The 17,925-nt window shown below is 33.2% G+C and carries 16 protein-coding genes; 11 read left to right on the plus strand and 5 right to left on the minus strand.

Annotated features, from left to right (window positions below; all coding sequences use genetic code 11):
- Window positions 1-7: 7 nt before the first annotated feature.
- From OD917_RS06645 to OD917_RS06660, 4 genes are all read left to right on the plus strand, one after another.
- Window positions 8-565, plus strand: coding sequence for a 2'-5' RNA ligase family protein (locus OD917_RS06645; protein WP_263522772.1), 558 nt, complete (start codon window positions 8-10; stop codon window positions 563-565).
- A 166-nt stretch (window positions 566-731) separates the two neighbouring features.
- Entirely contained in the window at window positions 732-1,655 is a 924-nt protein-coding gene (locus OD917_RS06650; protein ID WP_263522773.1) for a helix-turn-helix domain-containing protein, read from the plus strand.
- A gap of 303 nt (window positions 1,656-1,958) precedes the next feature.
- The gene (locus OD917_RS06655; protein WP_263522774.1) at window positions 1,959-2,684 is read left to right on the plus strand and encodes an SDR family oxidoreductase; all 726 of its coding nucleotides are present in this window, start codon (window positions 1,959-1,961) and stop codon (window positions 2,682-2,684) included.
- A 149-nt stretch (window positions 2,685-2,833) separates the two neighbouring features.
- A complete protein-coding gene (locus OD917_RS06660) occupies window positions 2,834-3,598 on the plus strand; it encodes an SDR family oxidoreductase (RefSeq protein ID WP_263522775.1) in 765 nt (254 codons plus the stop codon).
- A 301-nt stretch (window positions 3,599-3,899) separates the two neighbouring features.
- Here the strand turns inward: OD917_RS06660 and OD917_RS06665 are convergent, their stop codons facing one another.
- From OD917_RS06665 to OD917_RS06675, 3 genes are all read right to left on the minus strand, one after another.
- Window positions 3,900-4,304: a hypothetical protein gene (locus OD917_RS06665; RefSeq protein WP_263522776.1), complete on the minus strand. Its 405-nt coding sequence runs from the start codon at window positions 4,302-4,304 to the stop codon at window positions 3,900-3,902.
- A 192-nt stretch (window positions 4,305-4,496) separates the two neighbouring features.
- The gene (locus OD917_RS06670) at window positions 4,497-5,201 is read right to left on the minus strand and encodes a LytR/AlgR family response regulator transcription factor (protein ID WP_263522777.1); all 705 of its coding nucleotides are present in this window, start codon (window positions 5,199-5,201) and stop codon (window positions 4,497-4,499) included.
- Entirely contained in the window at window positions 5,198-6,235 is a 1,038-nt protein-coding gene (locus OD917_RS06675; protein ID WP_263522778.1) for a sensor histidine kinase, read from the minus strand. The genes OD917_RS06670 and OD917_RS06675 overlap by 4 nt, the downstream gene beginning before the upstream one ends.
- A 174-nt stretch (window positions 6,236-6,409) precedes the next feature.
- Here OD917_RS06675 and OD917_RS06680 point away from each other — a divergent pair, with 174 nt between their 5' ends.
- The 5 genes from OD917_RS06680 (at window position 6,410) to OD917_RS06700 (ending at window position 15,182) form a co-directional block, all read left to right on the plus strand.
- Entirely contained in the window at window positions 6,410-7,795 is a 1,386-nt protein-coding gene (locus OD917_RS06680) for a TolC family protein (RefSeq protein WP_263522779.1), read from the plus strand.
- Window positions 7,796-7,807: 12 nt separating this feature from the next.
- On the plus strand, window positions 7,808-11,092 hold the full coding sequence (locus tag OD917_RS06685; RefSeq protein ID WP_263522780.1) for an efflux RND transporter permease subunit: 3,285 nt from the start codon (window positions 7,808-7,810) through the stop codon (window positions 11,090-11,092).
- The gene (locus OD917_RS06690) at window positions 11,082-12,170 is read left to right on the plus strand and encodes an efflux RND transporter periplasmic adaptor subunit (protein ID WP_263522781.1); all 1,089 of its coding nucleotides are present in this window, start codon (window positions 11,082-11,084) and stop codon (window positions 12,168-12,170) included. The genes OD917_RS06685 and OD917_RS06690 overlap by 11 nt, the downstream gene beginning before the upstream one ends.
- A gap of 455 nt (window positions 12,171-12,625) precedes the next feature.
- Complete coding sequence (locus OD917_RS06695) at window positions 12,626-14,926, plus strand: ATPase (RefSeq protein WP_263522782.1); 2,301 nt, start codon at window positions 12,626-12,628, stop codon at window positions 14,924-14,926.
- A gap of 1 nt (window position 14,927) precedes the next feature.
- On the plus strand, window positions 14,928-15,182 hold the full coding sequence (locus tag OD917_RS06700; protein ID WP_263522783.1) for a hypothetical protein: 255 nt from the start codon (window positions 14,928-14,930) through the stop codon (window positions 15,180-15,182).
- A 103-nt stretch (window positions 15,183-15,285) separates the two neighbouring features.
- Here the strand turns inward: OD917_RS06700 and OD917_RS06705 are convergent, their stop codons facing one another.
- Window positions 15,286-15,519 (minus strand): hypothetical protein, encoded by a 234-nt coding sequence (locus OD917_RS06705; RefSeq protein WP_263522784.1) that lies wholly within the window; start codon window positions 15,517-15,519, stop codon window positions 15,286-15,288.
- A 380-nt stretch (window positions 15,520-15,899) separates the two neighbouring features.
- Here OD917_RS06705 and OD917_RS06710 point away from each other — a divergent pair, with 380 nt between their 5' ends.
- Entirely contained in the window at window positions 15,900-16,217 is a 318-nt protein-coding gene (locus tag OD917_RS06710; RefSeq protein WP_263522889.1) for a GIY-YIG nuclease family protein, read from the plus strand.
- Between the two features lie 207 nt (window positions 16,218-16,424).
- Here OD917_RS06710 and OD917_RS06715 read toward each other — a convergent pair whose 3' ends face one another.
- A complete protein-coding gene (locus OD917_RS06715; RefSeq protein ID WP_129747747.1) occupies window positions 16,425-16,973 on the minus strand; it encodes a type 1 glutamine amidotransferase domain-containing protein in 549 nt (182 codons plus the stop codon).
- Window positions 16,974-17,296: 323 nt separating this feature from the next.
- On the opposite strand from OD917_RS06715, the gene OD917_RS06720 reads away from it, so the two are divergent.
- Window positions 17,297-17,914, plus strand: a complete 618-nt coding sequence (locus OD917_RS06720; RefSeq protein WP_263522785.1) for a hypothetical protein — start codon at window positions 17,297-17,299, stop codon at window positions 17,912-17,914.
- Window positions 17,915-17,925 lie beyond the last annotated feature (11 nt).

The raw sequence follows: 17,925 nt of genomic DNA on the forward strand, positions 1-17,925 counted from the left end.
TTATCAAATGGAAAAAACATATTCGGTTGTATTTTATTCTAAAACCTTGGTTGAACCTGTTAAAAAATTGAAAGATTTTTTAAAAAGCAAAATCAATTGGTATAACAGCTGCAATTCTGAAGCGCATATCACAATTTGTGAGTTTATAATTGATGAATCTCAACTTGATTCTGTCAAACAAAAGCTTATTAAAATTGCAGATACTTTTACGCCTTTCGAAGTGTTTTTAAATCACTTTGATTCTTTTCCAAACAGTGGCGCTTTTTTTATTGGCGTAACTGAAGAATCAAAAAAGAATCTTGTACCCATCATGAAAAAAACTCATGAAACGCTCAAGTCTTTAAAACATAAAAGCGATAATCCGCATCTGTCGATTGGACGAAAATTAACACCTGAAAATCTTAAACTCGCTTCTGAGCTTTTCACCACAATTGATCTTCAATTTGAATGCAACGAAATTGTTTTAAGGGAATTTGATCCCAAAGTAAAACAGTTTTTTGTAATTGATTCTTTTCCTTTCGGAAGTAATCCTGAGCCAGAGTTTGTACAAGGAAGTTTGTTTTAACCGCAAAGAGCGCAAAGATTTTTCGCAAGGTTCGCAAAGATTTTACACAAAGCTTTGCGAACTTTGCGTTTTCTGTAGACTGCCTAAATCAAAAAACCTTGCGCTCTTTGCGGTTAAACTCATCAAGTTTTTTTTCGTATATTTGAATTTCGCAATTCATTACGATATGAAATCTCTAGATTCATTTTACCAAGATATTACCGAAGGCTCAGCAGTTGATCCCAATTCATTATTACCAAATGACATTCAGAAAGAAATCGGGCATTTTAATGTCTTTGATATAAAAGAACTTTTGGAACGCATGAAAGGAAAGCCTGGAATGCCTTATGACAGAAGAGCTTATTACAAAATAAGTTTAATTCGAGGTCACAACAAAGCAGAATATGCTGATAAAGTAATCGAAATAGAAAAACAGGGATTGTTATTTGCAACACCAAAAATCCCATACAATTATTTACCGCAAGACACCAACCAAGGCGGTCAATTTTGCGTATTTACGAGCGAATTCTTATCCAAAAGTAAAAGCGGAATCGATCTAGACGAACTTCCAATTTTTGCTTCAGACGGTTATCCTATTTTTCAGCTTTCTGATGAAGAAGTAGAAGAAGTTTCTTTGATTTTCAACAAAATACAGAAAGAAATCAACTCCGATTATATTTATAAGTATGATTTAATTCGAAATTATGTTGCTGAATTAATTCACTTCGGACAAAAATTACAGCCTATTACAGCATTGTATTCGAAACACAATTCGGCAGCGAGAGTTTCTTCTTTATTTGCTGAATTATTAGAAAGGCAATTTCCAATAGAATCGCCAAATCAAAGATTAGAATTAAGAACAGCAAAAGATTTTGCAGAGCGATTATCTGTTCATGTGAATCATTTAAATAAGGTTTTAAAGGAAAACACCGGAAAAACCACAACAGAATTAATCAGTAACCGATTAACAAACGAAGCCAAAATTCTTTTAAAACAAACCGATTGGAATATTTCTGAAATTGCCTATTCACTTGGTTTTGAAGAATTAGCGCATTTTTCTAATTTCTTTAAAAAACAAACTTCTTTTACGCCAGTTGCTTTTAGAGCTTAAATTTTGTTTCAGGTTTCAAAATGATATTCTTTGTGTGTTTTAACCGCAAAGGTCGCAAGGTTCTTTCTAAGCTTTATGTTATATAAACATAAAGTTCGCAAAGCTTTACGTAAAAAACTTTGCGAGCCTTGCGTAATCCCTAGCGTTCTTCGCGGTTAAACCTGAAGCCTGGAATTTGGAACTTCTAAAAATTGGATTTTCACAACACTTGATTTGAATTTCGCAAACATCTATTTGATATTTACAACTCCCCAACTCTACTTCGCTCCTACCTTTGTCTCATCAAATTAAAAGAACGAAAAGATGAATTTATCAGACAACAAAATTTTAATAACTGGCGGTGCAAGCGGTATCGGACTTGGACTTGCAGAACGATTCATTCAAGAAAAAAATACTGTAATTATTTGTGGAAGAAGAGCTTCTCTATTAGCAGAAGTAAAAGAAAAATTTCCAAGTGTAATTACCAAAGTATGCGATTTATCTTTAGAACAAGATAGAATTGCGCTTTACGATTGGATCAAAGAAAATCATCCTGATTTAAATGTTTTAGTTAACAATGCAGGAATCCAAAACTGGATGTCGATAACTGATGCTGATTTTTATGAAAACATGAAAAATGAGCTTACTACAAATATTGAAGCGCCTTTACATTTAACTTCATTATTTATTCAGTTACCATCGCTAAAAACGGTAATGAACACGACTTCTGGATTGGCATTTTCTCCTTTTGCAAAAGTTCCTGTTTATTCGGCTACAAAAGCATTTTTTAGATCGTTTACGCTTTCACTTCGTCACTTATTAAAAGCTAAAAATATTGAAGTAATCGAAATCATTCCACCAGCTTTAAACACCGATTTAGGCGGAATTGGTCTTCACGACGCACATCCAAGCGTAAGCAGTTTTATCGAAGCTATTTTCGAACAATTAAAAGAAGGTAGACAAGAATTGACTTTCGGAACCAGCGAAATGAGATTAAATGCAAGCGCAGAAGAATTAAGAAATCATTTTAATGCAATGCATTCTGTATAAGTTAAATGTTGAATGTGAGATGTGAAATGCAAAAGATTTTAGTCTTTTAAAACTTAGAAAACATGACAACTATTTCACATCCGCATTCCATTTCACAAATAACATTTCACCTTTTACAAATTCACAATTAATAATTAACAATTAAAAACATGTCAGTAAATACAAAAATAGCTCTAGTTACAGGCGGTAGCAGAGGTTTAGGAAAAAACATGGCAATAGCAATTGCTAAAAAAGGAATCGACGTAATTATTACTTACAACAGTAAAAAAAATGAAGCCGACGCTGTTGTTTCAGAAATTGAAAATTTAGGTCAAAAAGCGGCAGCGCTTCAATTGAACGTTGCAGAATCTGGAACTTTTGATTCTTTTTTTGAAAGTTTAAAAACAGTTTTAAAGAATACTTTTAAAACCGATAAATTCGACTTCTTAGTAAATAATGCTGGAATCGGAATTCATAACTCTTTCGTTGGAACAACTGAAGCTGAATTCGATCAATTGACTAATATTCAGTTTAAGGGACCATTCTTTTTAACTCAAAAAGGATTAAACGTAATGAATGACGGAGGTGGAATTGTAAATATTTCTACAGGTTTGGCGAGATTCTCTTTCCCAGGTTATGCAGCTTATGCTTCAATGAAAGGCGCAATTGAAACTTTAACTAAATATCAAGCAAAAGAACTTGGGGCAAGAAAAATCAGAGTAAACGTCGTAGCTCCCGGAGCTATTGAAACAGATTTTGGCGGTGGCGTTGTTCGTGATAATGAGCAAATGAATCAGCAAATTGCTTCTGTAACTGCCTTAGGAAGAGTTGGTTTACCCGACGATATTGGAGGAGTTGTAGCATTTTTATGTACCGAAGATGCGCGTTGGATAAATGCTCAAAGAATTGAAGCTTCTGGCGGAATGATGTTGTAAAAATTTCAAAAATCCAAAGTTGAAATTCCAAATTCCAAGTTTCTGGTTTCAAGTTTAACCGCAAGGAACGCTAAGGTTTACGCAAGGTTCGCAAAGTTTTTTAGATAGAGCTTTGCGAACTTTGCGTTTATACAACATAAAGCTTAGAAAAAACCTTGCGAACTTTGCGGTTAAAACACACAAAGAATATCAGCTTGAAACCTGAAACTTGAAACAAAAAATAAAAAAAAACAAAACCCGATAAGCATTAAAAACTCATCGGGTTTGTCATTTCAAATAATATTTGAATTAGTAAAGCTGTTTAATTTTTTTCGACAGAGACTTCAAAATCTCCTTCTGCGTCAAAAACTATATCATAAAATTTAGTGTCTTTTGTTACTCCTACTTCGTAGGTTGTTTTTTTCTTATCGTCTACCACCATTGCAATTTCTTGAATCGCTTTTGCCTTGTAATTCTTTTTTAAATAAGACTGCGCTTTTATTGGAAGCTGTTTAAACGGAATCTGCAGCTCATACGCTTTCATGTTTCCCAGATTATCGTAAATCGCCACCGCTTTGGTTCTATCGTCTACATTATATCGCGCTTCAAATCGAATCTCATCTGCATCGTCTCCAACATATTCTTCAGACCAGACTGGTACTTTTCCCGGATATTCTCTCTCAAAAGCAAATCGAACCTTTTCTGGAGGTGTGATTTCCTTTTTCATATTAGTTCCCTCTTGGGCTATTAAAAAACTACTGCATAAAAAAGTAAAAGTTAAAAACACGTTTTTCATAGTTTCATTTTTTAAAATTAAACTTTAATAACGTATTAAAAGTACTACTTTTTTATTAAGATAGCATGAAGATTTTAACATTTTTTAGCTGCACGAAAAACTCCTTCAAAATCAAGTATTAAATTACAATTCGAGCTTTTTTAATCTATCTGTCAATTCTCTTTTATAAGTAATTCCAATTGGGATTCTTTCGTTTTTAATAACCACAAAATCTTTTTCGGTTGCATCAATTTTATCCAACGCCACGATATATGATTTATGAATTCGCATAAAGCTCTTTTCTGGCAAGCATTTTTCAAATTCTGTTGTAGTAATCGAAGCGAGATAAGTTCTTTTTGTAGTGTGAAGTTTTACATAATTGCCAAAACTCTGTGCATATAAAAGCTGATCCAACTCGATATCCATCAAATAACCATCTACTTTTACACTAACCGAATTTACTGTTTCCTCTGTTTTTTGCTTTACGCTTTCGGTCGCAAAAAAACGGTCAATTGCTTTTAAAAATCTTGGAAAATAAATGGGTTTTAGCAAATAATCAATTACACCATAATCGTAGCTTTCAAGAGCAAATTCAGAATACGCTGTAGTTAAAATAGTTTTAGGATGCGTTGGAAGAATTTTAAGCAATTCCATTCCTGAAATTTCAGGCATATTAATGTCCAAAAACATTAAATCGACTGGATTTTCTCTGAGATAATTCATCGCTTCAATGCCATTATAGCCTTGAAAAACCAATTCTAACTGCGGATTCTGTTTGATATAATTAGCCAAAACATAATGCGCAGCGGGTTCGTCATCTATAATAATGCATCTTTTTGTTTCTCTCATCCTACAAACTTTTTAAGCTGTATTTGCAAATCTACAATATAAGTCTGTTTATCGTCTTTAACATCTAATTTATAGTCTTTTCCATAAATTAAATTCAGACGTTCGATCGTGTTTTTTAAACCAATTTTGGTAGAAATCACATCGTTTTTCTTCGGAATTGAATTGGCTACATGAAGATGTAATAATCCGTTCTCAACAGAAATCGTGATTTTTACAAAGCAGTTTTCAATAGCACAAGTCCCGTGTTTAAAGGCATTTTCAATAAATGCAATTAAAAGCATCGGAGAAATTTTGTACGTGTATTCAATATCTACTTTACTTTCAAAATTAATATCACATCTATAACCAACACGTTCTTTTTCAAGCTGAACATAACTGTTTATAAACTCCAATTCATCTTCTAAAGAAACACATTGTTTGCTGTTGCTTTCTAATTGATAACGCATTAACTGCGAAACTTTCATAATCAAATCAGGCGTTCTATCTGGAAATTGAAGACTTATTCCGTAAAGCGTATTAAATGTATTGAACAAAAAATGCGGATTTAATTGTCCTTTCAAAGAATTTAATTGCATTTGATTGAACAATAAAGCCGCATCGGTTTGTTTTCTGTGAATACGATAAAATTTAAACACAATTATCGGACTCAGAATGCAGACCAAAGTTCCTAAAACGCTTGCCAATTGGTAAGCATAACTTCTTTGATGTGAATTTTGATACAAATGGCATTTATTAAACATATCCATCATGGTGATTTCATACAACACAACAGAAAAGACAAAAACACCAAAAAGGGTCAAAATGATATAAGTTACTGGCTTGTTTGCTTTGAATAATATTGGAAGTAAAAAGAATCGGTTAAACTGCGCATGCATATACAAAATGCAGTAGAAAAATATACCCATTAAGATAGAAGTGAATGAACTAATTAACATCCAATCGTTTTTTAAGGTATATATAGTAAAGGAAAAAAGGATAACAGCAACTTCTTGCCACCATTTGTTATCCAGTATGTTATCAATTCTTTTGTTCATTCTTAATTTTAAAATAGTTTACAAAGTTCGAATAAAATTTTAATTATTTTTTCCATTAAATGACAAATTCAATTCGTCATTTACTAGTGCAGTACATCACTTAACCTGACTTTTATCAGCATAAGAGAAATAAATTTGTTGCATCAAAAACATTCTATTTCACACCTTGAGTTTATGTATTTCAAAAAAATTACCATTTTATTTTTATTGATTTTTGCCTCAATCGGTTACGCTCAAACCCTATCTTTAAAAGAAGCTGTAAAGATAGGTCTTGAAAACTACGGTTCAATCCGAGCAAAAAACAATTACACCAATGCATCAAAAGAGACTCTCAAACAATCTCGCCGTGATTATCTGCCCAACTTGAATTTATCGGCTCAGCAGGATTACGGAACCGTAAACGGACAAAACGGACCGCTTTATGGTTTTGGAGGTTTAGGAGTTGCTTCATCAGGACTTCCGTTGCCAGAGCAAAACTGGAATTCGGCATTTGGTGCGCTTTATTTAGTCAACATGAACTGGGATTTTTTCACTTTCGGAAAAACACAGGAAAAAATCAATTTATCTAAAATTGATGTTCAGGCTAAAGAAAAAGATTTAGCACAGGAAAAATTCCAGCAGGAAATCAAAATCTCAGCTGCTTATTTAAATTTATTGGCGAGCCAAAGATTGTTGATTTCGCAAGAAAAAAATCTTTCTCGCGCAGAAATTTTCAAGAAAACAGCTGTTGCAAGAGTTAAAAACGGATTATTGGCCGGAGTCGATTCTACATTGGCTACAGCCGAAGTTTCTAAAGCAAAAATGGCATTAAATCTTGCTAAAAACTTCGTTAAGGAGCAAAACAACAAATTAGTTGATTTAATGGGTGTTGCTCCACAAGATTTTGTTGCTGACACCCTATTTGTAACACAAATTCCAAAAGAATTGGTTACGAAAGAAACTGCTGGAGACAGTCTTCACCCTTTATTACAATTCTATAAAACCAAAATCGATTACAGCAATCAGCAGGTTAAATTGTATAAAAGATTCTATTATCCAACAATGAGCGCATTTGGAGTTTTGCAAACCAGAGCTTCTGGATTTGAGAATTCTTATTCCACAGACCAAACTGCTTTCAGCCGAAATTACTGGGATGGTGTAAATCCAGATCGCACCAATTATTTGGTTGGAGTTGGAATTACCTGGAATTTAACCACGCCTTTCAGATCAAGCAAACAAGTAAGCGCTCAGAAATTTGTATCACAAGCATTGCAAGAAGAATACAATCAGGCTGATAGAGAATTGAAGTCTCAGCTGGCTTTCGCCGAAGATAAAATCAAAATTACTTTGGAAAACTATACCGAAGCACCAATTCAAGTTGACGCTGCGCAAAGAGCTTACACTCAAAAGTCTGCTTTATACAAAAATGGTTTAACCGATTTAACCGATTTAACTCAAACCATTTACACTTTAAATCGTGCTGAAATCGATCGAGATATTGTCAATAATAATGTTTGGCAGTCGTACTTATTGAAAGTCGCTGCGACAGGAAATTTTGACTTATTTATAAATGAATTTTAATTATAAATCCTAATGAATTTAATACGTTTTGCACTCCGCAAACCCATTTCCATTTTAGTATTGGTTGCGGGTCTATTTTTCTTCGGAATTGGTGCCATCAAAGACATTAAGGTAGACATTCTGCCAAAAATGAATTTGCCGGTTATCTATATTGCGCACCCGTTTGGAGGTTATACGCCAGACCAGATGGAAGCTTATTTTGCCAAAAACTATGTAAACGTTTTACCTTTTTCGAATGGTATCAAATCGGTAGAAACCAAAAATATTCAAGGGTTAATGATTATGAAATTAACCTATTATGAAGGAACTAACATGGCTCAGGCAGCTGCCGAGTTAAGTGCGCTTTCCAACAGAATTCAAGCGGCTTTTCCTCCGGGAACGCAACCTCCGTTTATCATTCGTTTTGATGCTTCTTCACTTCCAATTGGTCAATTGGTTTTGAGCAGTAAAATACGTTCAAACAACGAACTGCAGGATTTAGCCAACGTTTATGTTCGTGCTTCGTTTACTGCGATTCCTGGTTTATTATCGCCAGCTCCTTTCGGCGGAAGCCCAAGAACTATTGAGGTAAACGTAGATCCAGATTTATTGCGTTCTCATAATATGACGCCAGACCAAATTGTAGATGCGATTCGTTTGAACAACCAAACAGCACCATCTGGAAACGTGCGTATGGGCGACAAAAACTATATTACACCAACTAATAATACGATTAAAGAAGTTAAAGATTTTGAGCAGATTCCGTTATTCAAAGGCGGAGTTCAAAACCTAAAATTAGGCGATGTTGCGTCTGTAAAAGATGGTGCCGATATTACGGCAGGTTATGCTTTGGTAAACGGAAAACGTTCGGTTTACATTAGTATTGCAAAAGCGGGAGATGCTTCTACTTGGGATGTGGTTCAAAAATTGAAAAAAGAATTGCCTAAAATTCAAAGTACGCTTCCTGAAGATGTAAACATTACGTATGAATTTGACCAGTCGGTTTATGTAATCAACTCAGTTAAAAGTTTGATTACGGAGGGAATTATCGGTGCGGTTCTAACGGGATTAATGGTTTTATTATTCTTGGGTGACCGTCGTGCAGCTTTAATTGTAATTATGACGATTCCGATTTCGATTATTTCTGGAGTTTTATTTCTAAAATTATTCGGACAAACGATCAACTTAATGTCATTATCGGGATTAGCTCTTGCAATTGGTATTTTGGTGGATGAAAGTACGGTGACGATCGAAAATATTCACCAGCATCTCGACATGGGAAAACCAAAAGCACTCGCCATTTGGGATGCCTGTCAGGAAATTGCTTTACCTAAACTATTAATCTTACTATGTATTCTAGCCGTATTTGCGCCAGCATTTACAATGGTTGGTATTCCAGGAGCGTTGTTCTTGCCTTTGGCTTTGGCAATTGGATTCTCAATGGTTATTTCATTCTTGCTTTCGCAGACATTCGTTCCCGTAATGGCAAACTGGATGATGAAAGGTCATGAAAAACATGCACACGGACCAGAAATTACTGATGACGAAGCTGAATTTAATGACTGTGGTTTAACACCAGAATCTGAACAAAATTTAATTGGTCAGAAAAAAGATTTGGTTGAAAGAGAAGATTTCAACGACGACGGAAAAGTAAGCGGTTTCGAAAAATTCAGAAATCGTTTCATGCGACTTTTAGATCGTTTGTTTGTTCACAAAAAAGCAACGACTATTATTTATTTAACAGCGTCAATTATTCTTGCGGTTTTATTTATCAGTTTTATTGGTAAAGATGTTTTCCCTAGAACAAATTCTAGTCAGTTTCAATTAAGAATGCGTGCTGTTGACGGAACGCGTTTGGAAAGAACAGAAGAACAAGCGAGAGTTGTTTTAAAAGAATTGGAAAAAATGGTCGGAAAAGAACATATCGGAATTTCTTCGGTTTATGTTGGGCAGCACCCTTCTCTATTCTCGATCAACCCGATTTATTTGTTCATGGCAGGTTCTCACGAAGCCGTTTTCCAAGTAAGTTTAAAAGACTACGAGGCAGACATGGATGATTTTAAAGATGAATTTAGAGCAAGAATTAAAAAAGTATTGCCTGATACTAAACTATCTTTTGAACCAATCGAATTGACGGATAAAGTTTTAAGCCAAGGTTCTCCTACTCCAATTGAAATTCGAGTTGCCGGAAAAGACAAAAAGAAAAACGAATTGTACGCTACACAAATTGTGGACAAACTAAAAGCAATTTCTTATTTCAGAGACGTGCAAATCGGTCAGCCAATACATTATCCAGCAATGAATATTGATATTGACAGAACCCGTGCTGCCGAATTGGGAGTTGATATGAATGATATTTCGCGTTCGCTTGTCGCTTCAACCTCATCTTCTCGTTATACAGAAAAAAATAACTGGGTAGACGAAAAAGCAGGATTATCATATTCTGTTCAGGTTCAAGTGCCATTAAATAAAATGAAAAGCAAAACCGATATTGGAGAAATTCCGGTATTAAAAAACTCGCTTCGTCCCGTTTTAAGTGACGTCGCTAAAATTACACCCGGATTTGTAAGTGGTGAAAATGACAATTTAGGAGCCATGCCATACATTACCGTTACGGCAAACATCTACCAAACCGATTTAGGTACGGCATCAAAAGATGTGGCGTCAACAATTAGTTCATTAGGCGAATTACCTCGTGGTTTGTTTATTACGCCAATCGGACTAAGTACTGTATTGACAGAGACATTAAGCAGCTTGCAAACAGGATTATTGGTCGCTGTGTTTGTAATCTTCTTAATGCTGGCCGCTAATTTCCAATCGTTCAAAGTTTCGCTTGTTATTTTAACGACAGTTCCTGCCGTAGTTTTAGGATCGTTATTAATGCTTACTTTAACTGGTTCAACATTAAACTTGCAATCGTATATGGGAATTATCATGTCGGTTGGAGTTTCTATTGCCAACGCCGTACTTTTGGTTACGAATGCCGAACAGCTTCGAAAAATAAACGGAAATGCCTTGGAATCTGCGAGAGAAGCGGCTGCGTTGCGTCTTCGTCCGATTATCATGACTTCTGTTGCGATGATTATGGGTATGTTGCCAATGGCAATTGGACACGGCGAAGGAGGCGATCAAGTTTCTCCGTTAGGAAGAGCCGTTATCGGTGGATTATTATTTTCTACTTTTGCCGTATTATTGATCCTTCCGCAGATATTTGCGTGGGCACAAGAAAAAACATCGACACAATCTGTTTCTTTAGATCCTGAAGACGAAGAAAGCATCCATTATATCTCATCTTTAAAACCAAAAAATGAACACTAAAATTATAAAATATAGCCCGCTGTTTCTAGCAGCAGTATTTTTCCTTAACAGCTGTAATTCTAAAAAAGAAGAACCTGTTAAAGCAGAAATTGAACCTAAAGTAGAAACTTTCCTTTTAGCGAAAGAAAAACTAACAACAGAACTGCGTTTGCCAGCTGAATTAACTGGTTTTCAACAAGTTGATTTGTATGCAAAAGTGAGCAGTTTCGTAAAAACCTTAAAAGTTGATATTGGTACGAAAGTAAAAAAGGGTCAGCTTTTGATTGTTTTAGAAGCACCAGAAATCAGTTCGCAATTGGCTGCTGCCGAATCGAGACTGAAATCTATGGAAGCGATTTACGCAACCAGCAAAAGCACTTACAATCGTTTGTACGAAACGAGCAAAGTAGAAGGAACGATTTCTAAAAACGATTTAGAAATGGCAAGCGGTAAAAAGAATTCTGATTATGCACAATATCAAGCAGCAATTGCAGCGCACAAAGAAATTTCTATTATGAGAGGTTATCTTGAAATTCGTGCTCCTTTTGATGGTGTTGTAGCAGCTAGAAATGTCAATTTAGGAACATTTGTTGGTCCAGCAGGAAAAGGTTCAGATTTACCTTTATTGACGATTCAGGAGCAAAGTAAATTACGTTTGGCAGTTTCTGTACCAGAATTGTACACAGGATATTTACACCCAGGCGACGAAATGAGTTTTAATGTAAAATCGTTGCCAGAAACTTTTACAGCTAAAATTACCAGAATGTCTGGCGCTTTAGATTTAAAACTGCGTTCTGAAAGAGTCGAAATGGACGTTCACAACACCAAAGGAAATTTATTACCTGGAATGGTTGCCGAAGTTTTGTTACCGCTTAACGCAAAAGACAGCACATTTGTAGTGCCAAAATCGGCGGTAGTGAATTCTGCAGAAGGTTTATATGTGGTAAAAGTAGTAAACCACAAAGCCACAAGAGTCGACATTAAAAAAGGAAGAGAAATCGAAGACAAAATTGAAATTTTCGGCGATTTGACTCCAAACGATAAACTGGTAAAAATTGCCAGCGAAGAAACTAAAGAAGGCGATGTCATAAACGAATAATACCGATTATGTATTCAATACAGTCTAATAAAAATTAGACTGTTTTCATACTATATCGGCATTAATAACCTGCGTTTAGTCTTCTTTTTAGTAGATTACCCAAAAACTGTACGCATTCTTAGGAATGCAAATTTTTAAATTTGCTTGAAAGGGCAGTTCTTCTTTAATTGGAGGGACTGTCCTTTTTTTGTCTAATAAATTCAGGTAAAAGTACTTGGTTGTTTGGATTGGTAAATTGATATTTTTAATAAAATATTTTTTTTAGCGAATTATGGATTTCCGTAATATGGCTTATTGACAATTGATGATTTTTGTTGTAAATAATTAAAAACCAAATAAATATGAAAAATTTATTATCAACGATTCTAATACTGGTAACTTTTCTAGTTATTTCTTAAAAAGGAAACATTGAAGCATCAACAGTTTTAATCAACTAACAATTAACAATAAAAAATATGAATCCAATTTATACAGACTTACATATCCATACTTCTGACAATCCAGACAAACCTAATGATAACTACGACTTGGATTTGTTGATAAAGAAAATATTAGAATTTAATAAGGATTCGGAATATTTAATATCTCTTACCGATCATAATTTTATCAATAAAAAATCTTATTTACGAGCAAAGGAATTAGGTATAAATATAATCTTGGGAGTGGAACTTCATATAAAAAATTACGAGAATTGTAATGCATATCATTGCCATATATATTTTGACATTGAAGAAATTACTGAAGTAATCCTAGATGAACTTAATGAAAAGCTGAATGAACTATATCCTAAAAAAGTTGTTGAAAAACTGGATCCAACTATACCTTCAATTCAAGATATTATAAATAAATTTGACGCTTATGAATTTATGTTACTTCCTCATGGAGGACAGTCACATGCTACTTTTGACACTTCAATACCATCTGGAGTTAAATTTGACACGACACTTGAAAAAAGCATATACTATAATCAATTTGATGGTTTTACCGCAAGAGGTAATATAAAACTTGAAAAGACACAAGATTATTTTAAAAAGCTCGGTATAAATGAATTTGTAAATCTTATTACTTGTAGTGATAATTATTTTCCTCAAAACTATCCCAATGGCAAAGATCAAAATCCTTTTACACCCACCTGGATGTTGGCTAAGCCTACATTTAGTGGCTTACGCCTTTCTCTTTCAGAGCAATCAAGACTTATTTATTCAGAGGACAAACCTAAAATTTGGTCTGAAAACATAAAATCAATTAAGCATAATAAAGCTAATATTGAAATAGATGTTGAACTTACATCTGGACTTAATGTAATTATTGGTGGTTCTTCAAGTGGTAAAACTTTGCTAGTAGATTCAATTGTTAAGCAACTTACCAAGGATACATCTACATCAATTTATGCTCAATATGAAATAGATAAAATAGAAATTGAGAATCCGTCAGGAATGATTCCTCACTTTTTGCATCAAAATTATATAATGGGAATTGTGAATAACATAACTGATGATAAGATTGAAAATATTGACATCATTAAAAGAGTATTTCCTGGAGACGAAGAAATTAAAGAAAGAATAAACAATGGCTTGATGTTATTTAAAAGGAATATTCAAGATTTAGTAAAGAATGTAAAAATTTTGGAAGAAGAAACTGAAACCCTAAATAAAATTCCAAAGTTATCAAGATTGTTAATTAAAGACGATATTGAAAATAATATTTTTGAAAAATTAATTCCAACTTCAAATGAGATTGAAAAACTCCAATTTTCAAAAACAAAGCACTCACAATTTATATCTAATCTAGAAGAAATCGACAATTTTCTAACTAATTATCCTTTTATCAAACATGATAAAAAATTGATAGCAGATTTGACAAATGAGCTCGAATTAACTTTAGAATATTCCCAAAAAGAAAAATCAGTAAGAAATATTGTAGTTACAGAGAAAGAAGAATATGATAACCTTTTAAAAACAAATGATTCGGAAGAGCAAACAAAAAAACAAAATTTTGAAAAACTTTTGGAATCTTTAAAGAAATACGTAAAAGCATATCGTGAATTTTTCAATACTATTAACGTTATTTCTACTTATGCATTGACATTTGATTCAGAAGAGATTGAATCAATGGGACATAAACTTTATATAGAAAATGATTTCGTTTTAAATAAAGACAAATTTTTGGAAGTCGTAAACAACTTTTTAAAACAAAGTGCGTCTGATTTTGGAAGTTTAAGACCCGAATTATTCTTTAGTTCAAACTTCAAACAAAGACCATTAGTTAGAAATTATGATGATTTTGAACTTAAAATTTATGGTAGTTTCGAAACCTTAAATAAAAAGAAATATAAAATAATAACTGCAGAAGGTCGTGAATTTGACAAATTAAGTCCTGGTTGGAAAACATCTGTTATACTTGACATAATTTTAGGATATGATAAGGATATTTCGCCAATAATAATTGACCAACCAGAAGATAACTTGGCAACAAATTATATAAACAAAGGTTTGGTAACTGCTATCAAAAAAATAAAATCAAAAAAACAGATTATTTTGGTTTCTCACAATGCAACAATTCCAATGCTAGCAGATGCTCAAAATATAGTTTTATGTAGAAATGTCAATAATAAATTAATAATAAAATCTAGTCCTTTAGAAGGTAAAATTGACGGAAAAGATGTTGTTGATCATATTGCAGAAATAACCGATGGAGGAAAACCATCTATCAAAAAAAGAGTAAAAAAATATAACCTTAAAAAATTTAACGAATAATATGAAATTAATATTTACAAAAGATAGCAATAATGAAATAAATGTTCAACTTCAAAAAGGAACAGTTATTGAAGATTTTTCTTATACAGAAATGGTAGGTCAATTATTAACTCAGAATGTTTTCGATGATACCGATTTTACAAATCTCTCAGAGGAAGAAAAGACCAAAATTCAAATTATGCTTGGCAAAATAAGTTTAGTCTTTCAGGAAGATGAAGTAGAACCCGATAGCCCAGCGATATCTCCGCAACAATAGTGCGGATTTGCAATCTTTGCCAGCAAAAGTAATGAATACATGATATTTCTAAGAACTAAAAACCTCGATTTTTAAATTAATCGAGGTTTTTCATTTATACAATTTACTCCTCACTCAAATAAGGATTTAAAATCTCCGCCAATTCATTGAGCCAATAATAATTGTCTTCAAAATTGGTTAGTCCGATTTGGAGGGTTTCGTGTTGTCGCATTACGCCGAGCGCTAAAATGCAATTTACTTGTCTTAAGATTTTAGCCATATCTTCTGGATCTATAATATGGTTAAAAAAATCAATCAGCCTTGTTTCGGCTTCTTTGGAAAGGGTGTTTGTACTCATAATGTCGTAGTATTAGGAATATAAAAACCCTTGCATCTTAGTGTTCCTAACGCCTACGACAGCGTTTACGGTCGTTTCCGATACCGTACACATAATACAAGGGCAAATCTTGTTCTAATTTAAAGTCGTAATTATAGGAACTTCAAATGTAAGAAAACTTTTTAAAAAGAAAGATTTTTCTTTCAATTATTATATTCCTTTTATCAAATATAAGAAATCTATATTTCAACCGCATTTTTGTCATTTCGACGCAAGGAGAAATCACACTCGTATATCGACAAAGATTGTCAAAAATACTTTGCGGAGTTTCTAGTGTGATTTCTCCTTCCAGTCGAAATGACAAATTAAAAAAAACACGTATATTCGTACAAAAAAATGGAATGTTTAATCCGCAACTTGGCTTTCATACTTATTACGTTTACATTATAACAAATGAACATCGAACATCTTTTTACATTGGTGTTACTAACAACTTAAGAAAAAGACTTTCAAAACATAAAGAAAATATAGATTTAAACATAAGTAGTTTCGCCGCAAAATATAATATTCAGTTTTTAGTTTACTACGAAAAATTTACTTGGATACAGGATGCAATCGCCCGAGAAAAAGAATTAAAAAAATGGCGAAGAGATAAAAAAATTGAATTGATAAGAAGTTTTAATGAAACTTTTGAATTTCTTAATTATCATTTTGAGTAAGAATATAAAATATTGCATCTGTTATTGTCATTTCGACCGAAGGGAGAAATCACAATAGAAACTCTACAAAATATTTACCCAATCTTTGTCGATATGCGAGTGTGATTTCTCCCTTCGGTCGAAATGACAAACTGGATTAAAAAAAATACAAGACCACAATTGATCCTGCATTTTTTGTAATTTTTAAACCTAAAAGAAAACAACTTTTTACGCTCTCTGGCGTTCATGTATTCCTTCTTTAATTTCTTCGACCATTTTTTTATTAAAAGCGGGTAAATCATTTGGGTTTCGGCTAGTTACTAATCCGTGGTCTACGACAACTTCTGAGTCTTCCCATTGTGCTCCGGCATTTTTTAAATCGTTTTTAACAGAAAAGAACGAAGTAACTTTTCGACCTTCTAAAACATCAGCATCAACCAGAATTTGAGGTCCGTGACAAATAGCGGCTACTGGTTTTTTACTTTCAAAAAAGGAACGTACAAAATCTACTGCAGCTTCTTCTCTTCTTAATAAATCAGGATTTATTACTCCTCCTGGCAGAACCAAAGCATCGTAATCGGCTTCATTCGCCTGATCTAATACAACATCAACATTATATTCTTTGCTCCAATTTCCGTCTTTCCAAGATTTGATAGTTCCAGATTTCAAACTGACGATATCTGCATTCCAACCTTGCTCTTCCAGATAGGCTTTAGGCGATGCTAATTCTGATTCTTCGAAACCGTTTGTGGCTAATATGGCGATATTCTTTTTCATAATTTCAAGTATTTAAAACGTTATTAATTTTAATTTACCTAAAATTAGTTATTTCAAACAGCCAGCGGAAACAGACGTTGTTAAAGCTTTCTTTAATAAAAGTTAATTAATTGGAAATCAATTTTTTATTAAAAATTAAACTAAAATTATATAAAATTTCTATCAATTTGGTTTATTATTTTATACCATGAAATTTGAAGAAGTGACTGTTTGAATTATGTCGCTCTTCAATAACAAGATTGTAAAAAACACAAACAATTCCAAACCCAAAATCTCTACAAAAATATTCCTATTTTTGAATACAAAATATCGCAAACTTTAATATGATTGACAACATTAGTGATTGGGAAGAAAAGCAAAAAGGCTATTTAGTTGTATCTGTATTGTGTCTCATTTTCGGAACTTATTTTTTTTTCAAAGTCATTAGCGGAAGTTATGCCATAGAACAATCAGACCTTGAAGTTTATGAAAACCTGATCATTTCGAAAGCTCCAGAATTCAAAGAAAGAAAAGGAAAAAGAAGCAGAAAATGGATAGAATTTAATTGCACTGATAATCAAAGTACTTTTGAGATTGCTAGTTATGACTATAGTTGTGTTAATGACGAGGAAGTAATAAATGAAATAAAAACTGGAGATACCATCTCAGTTGCTGTTTTAAAAAATGAATTGGATGATTTCAATACGCAAAATACTTGTGAAATTCATTCGCTCGTAAAAAATGATAAAGAATACCTCGATCTTAGATGTAGAAATGAAGAAGACACCGGAGGAGGAAAAAGAATTTTTCTGATTTTGTTTTCGATCTTTATTTTGACAGCCATTGTATATGCTCTTCCTAAAAAACCCAGACTTTTTGATAAAGTAGATCCTATACTATTGGTTGGAATTGGATCAATAATACTGGCTTTCATTTTTAATTTGATTACATTAGAATTATAGATAGCGCATTG

The sequence above is a fragment of the Flavobacterium sp. SH_e genome (assembly GCF_025717045.1).
Classification (GTDB): domain Bacteria; phylum Bacteroidota; class Bacteroidia; order Flavobacteriales; family Flavobacteriaceae; genus Flavobacterium.

Excerpts from the sequence above, each read along its gene's own strand:
- OD917_RS06645 (WP_263522772.1), top strand. The coding sequence starts at position 8 with ATGGAAAAAACATATTCGGTTGTATTTTATTCTAAAACCTTGGTTGAA.
- OD917_RS06650 (WP_263522773.1), top strand. The coding sequence starts at position 732 with ATGAAATCTCTAGATTCATTTTACCAAGATATTACCGAAGGCTCAGCA.
- OD917_RS06655 (WP_263522774.1), top strand. The coding sequence starts at position 1,959 with ATGAATTTATCAGACAACAAAATTTTAATAACTGGCGGTGCAAGCGGT.
- OD917_RS06660 (WP_263522775.1), top strand. The coding sequence starts at position 2,834 with ATGTCAGTAAATACAAAAATAGCTCTAGTTACAGGCGGTAGCAGAGGT.
- OD917_RS06665 (WP_263522776.1), bottom strand. The coding sequence starts at position 4,304 with ATGAAAAAGGAAATCACACCTCCAGAAAAGGTTCGATTTGCTTTTGAG.
- OD917_RS06670 (WP_263522777.1), bottom strand. The coding sequence starts at position 5,201 with ATGAGAGAAACAAAAAGATGCATTATTATAGATGACGAACCCGCTGCG.
- OD917_RS06675 (WP_263522778.1), bottom strand. The coding sequence starts at position 6,235 with ATGAACAAAAGAATTGATAACATACTGGATAACAAATGGTGGCAAGAA.
- OD917_RS06680 (WP_263522779.1), top strand. The coding sequence starts at position 6,410 with ATGTATTTCAAAAAAATTACCATTTTATTTTTATTGATTTTTGCCTCA.
- OD917_RS06685 (WP_263522780.1), top strand. The coding sequence starts at position 7,808 with ATGAATTTAATACGTTTTGCACTCCGCAAACCCATTTCCATTTTAGTA.
- OD917_RS06690 (WP_263522781.1), top strand. The coding sequence starts at position 11,082 with ATGAACACTAAAATTATAAAATATAGCCCGCTGTTTCTAGCAGCAGTA.
- OD917_RS06695 (WP_263522782.1), top strand. The coding sequence starts at position 12,626 with ATGAATCCAATTTATACAGACTTACATATCCATACTTCTGACAATCCA.
- OD917_RS06700 (WP_263522783.1), top strand. The coding sequence starts at position 14,928 with ATGAAATTAATATTTACAAAAGATAGCAATAATGAAATAAATGTTCAA.
- OD917_RS06705 (WP_263522784.1), bottom strand. The coding sequence starts at position 15,519 with ATGAGTACAAACACCCTTTCCAAAGAAGCCGAAACAAGGCTGATTGAT.
- OD917_RS06710 (WP_263522889.1), top strand. The coding sequence starts at position 15,900 with ATGTTTAATCCGCAACTTGGCTTTCATACTTATTACGTTTACATTATA.
- OD917_RS06715 (WP_129747747.1), bottom strand. The coding sequence starts at position 16,973 with ATGAAAAAGAATATCGCCATATTAGCCACAAACGGTTTCGAAGAATCA.
- OD917_RS06720 (WP_263522785.1), top strand. The coding sequence starts at position 17,297 with ATGATTGACAACATTAGTGATTGGGAAGAAAAGCAAAAAGGCTATTTA.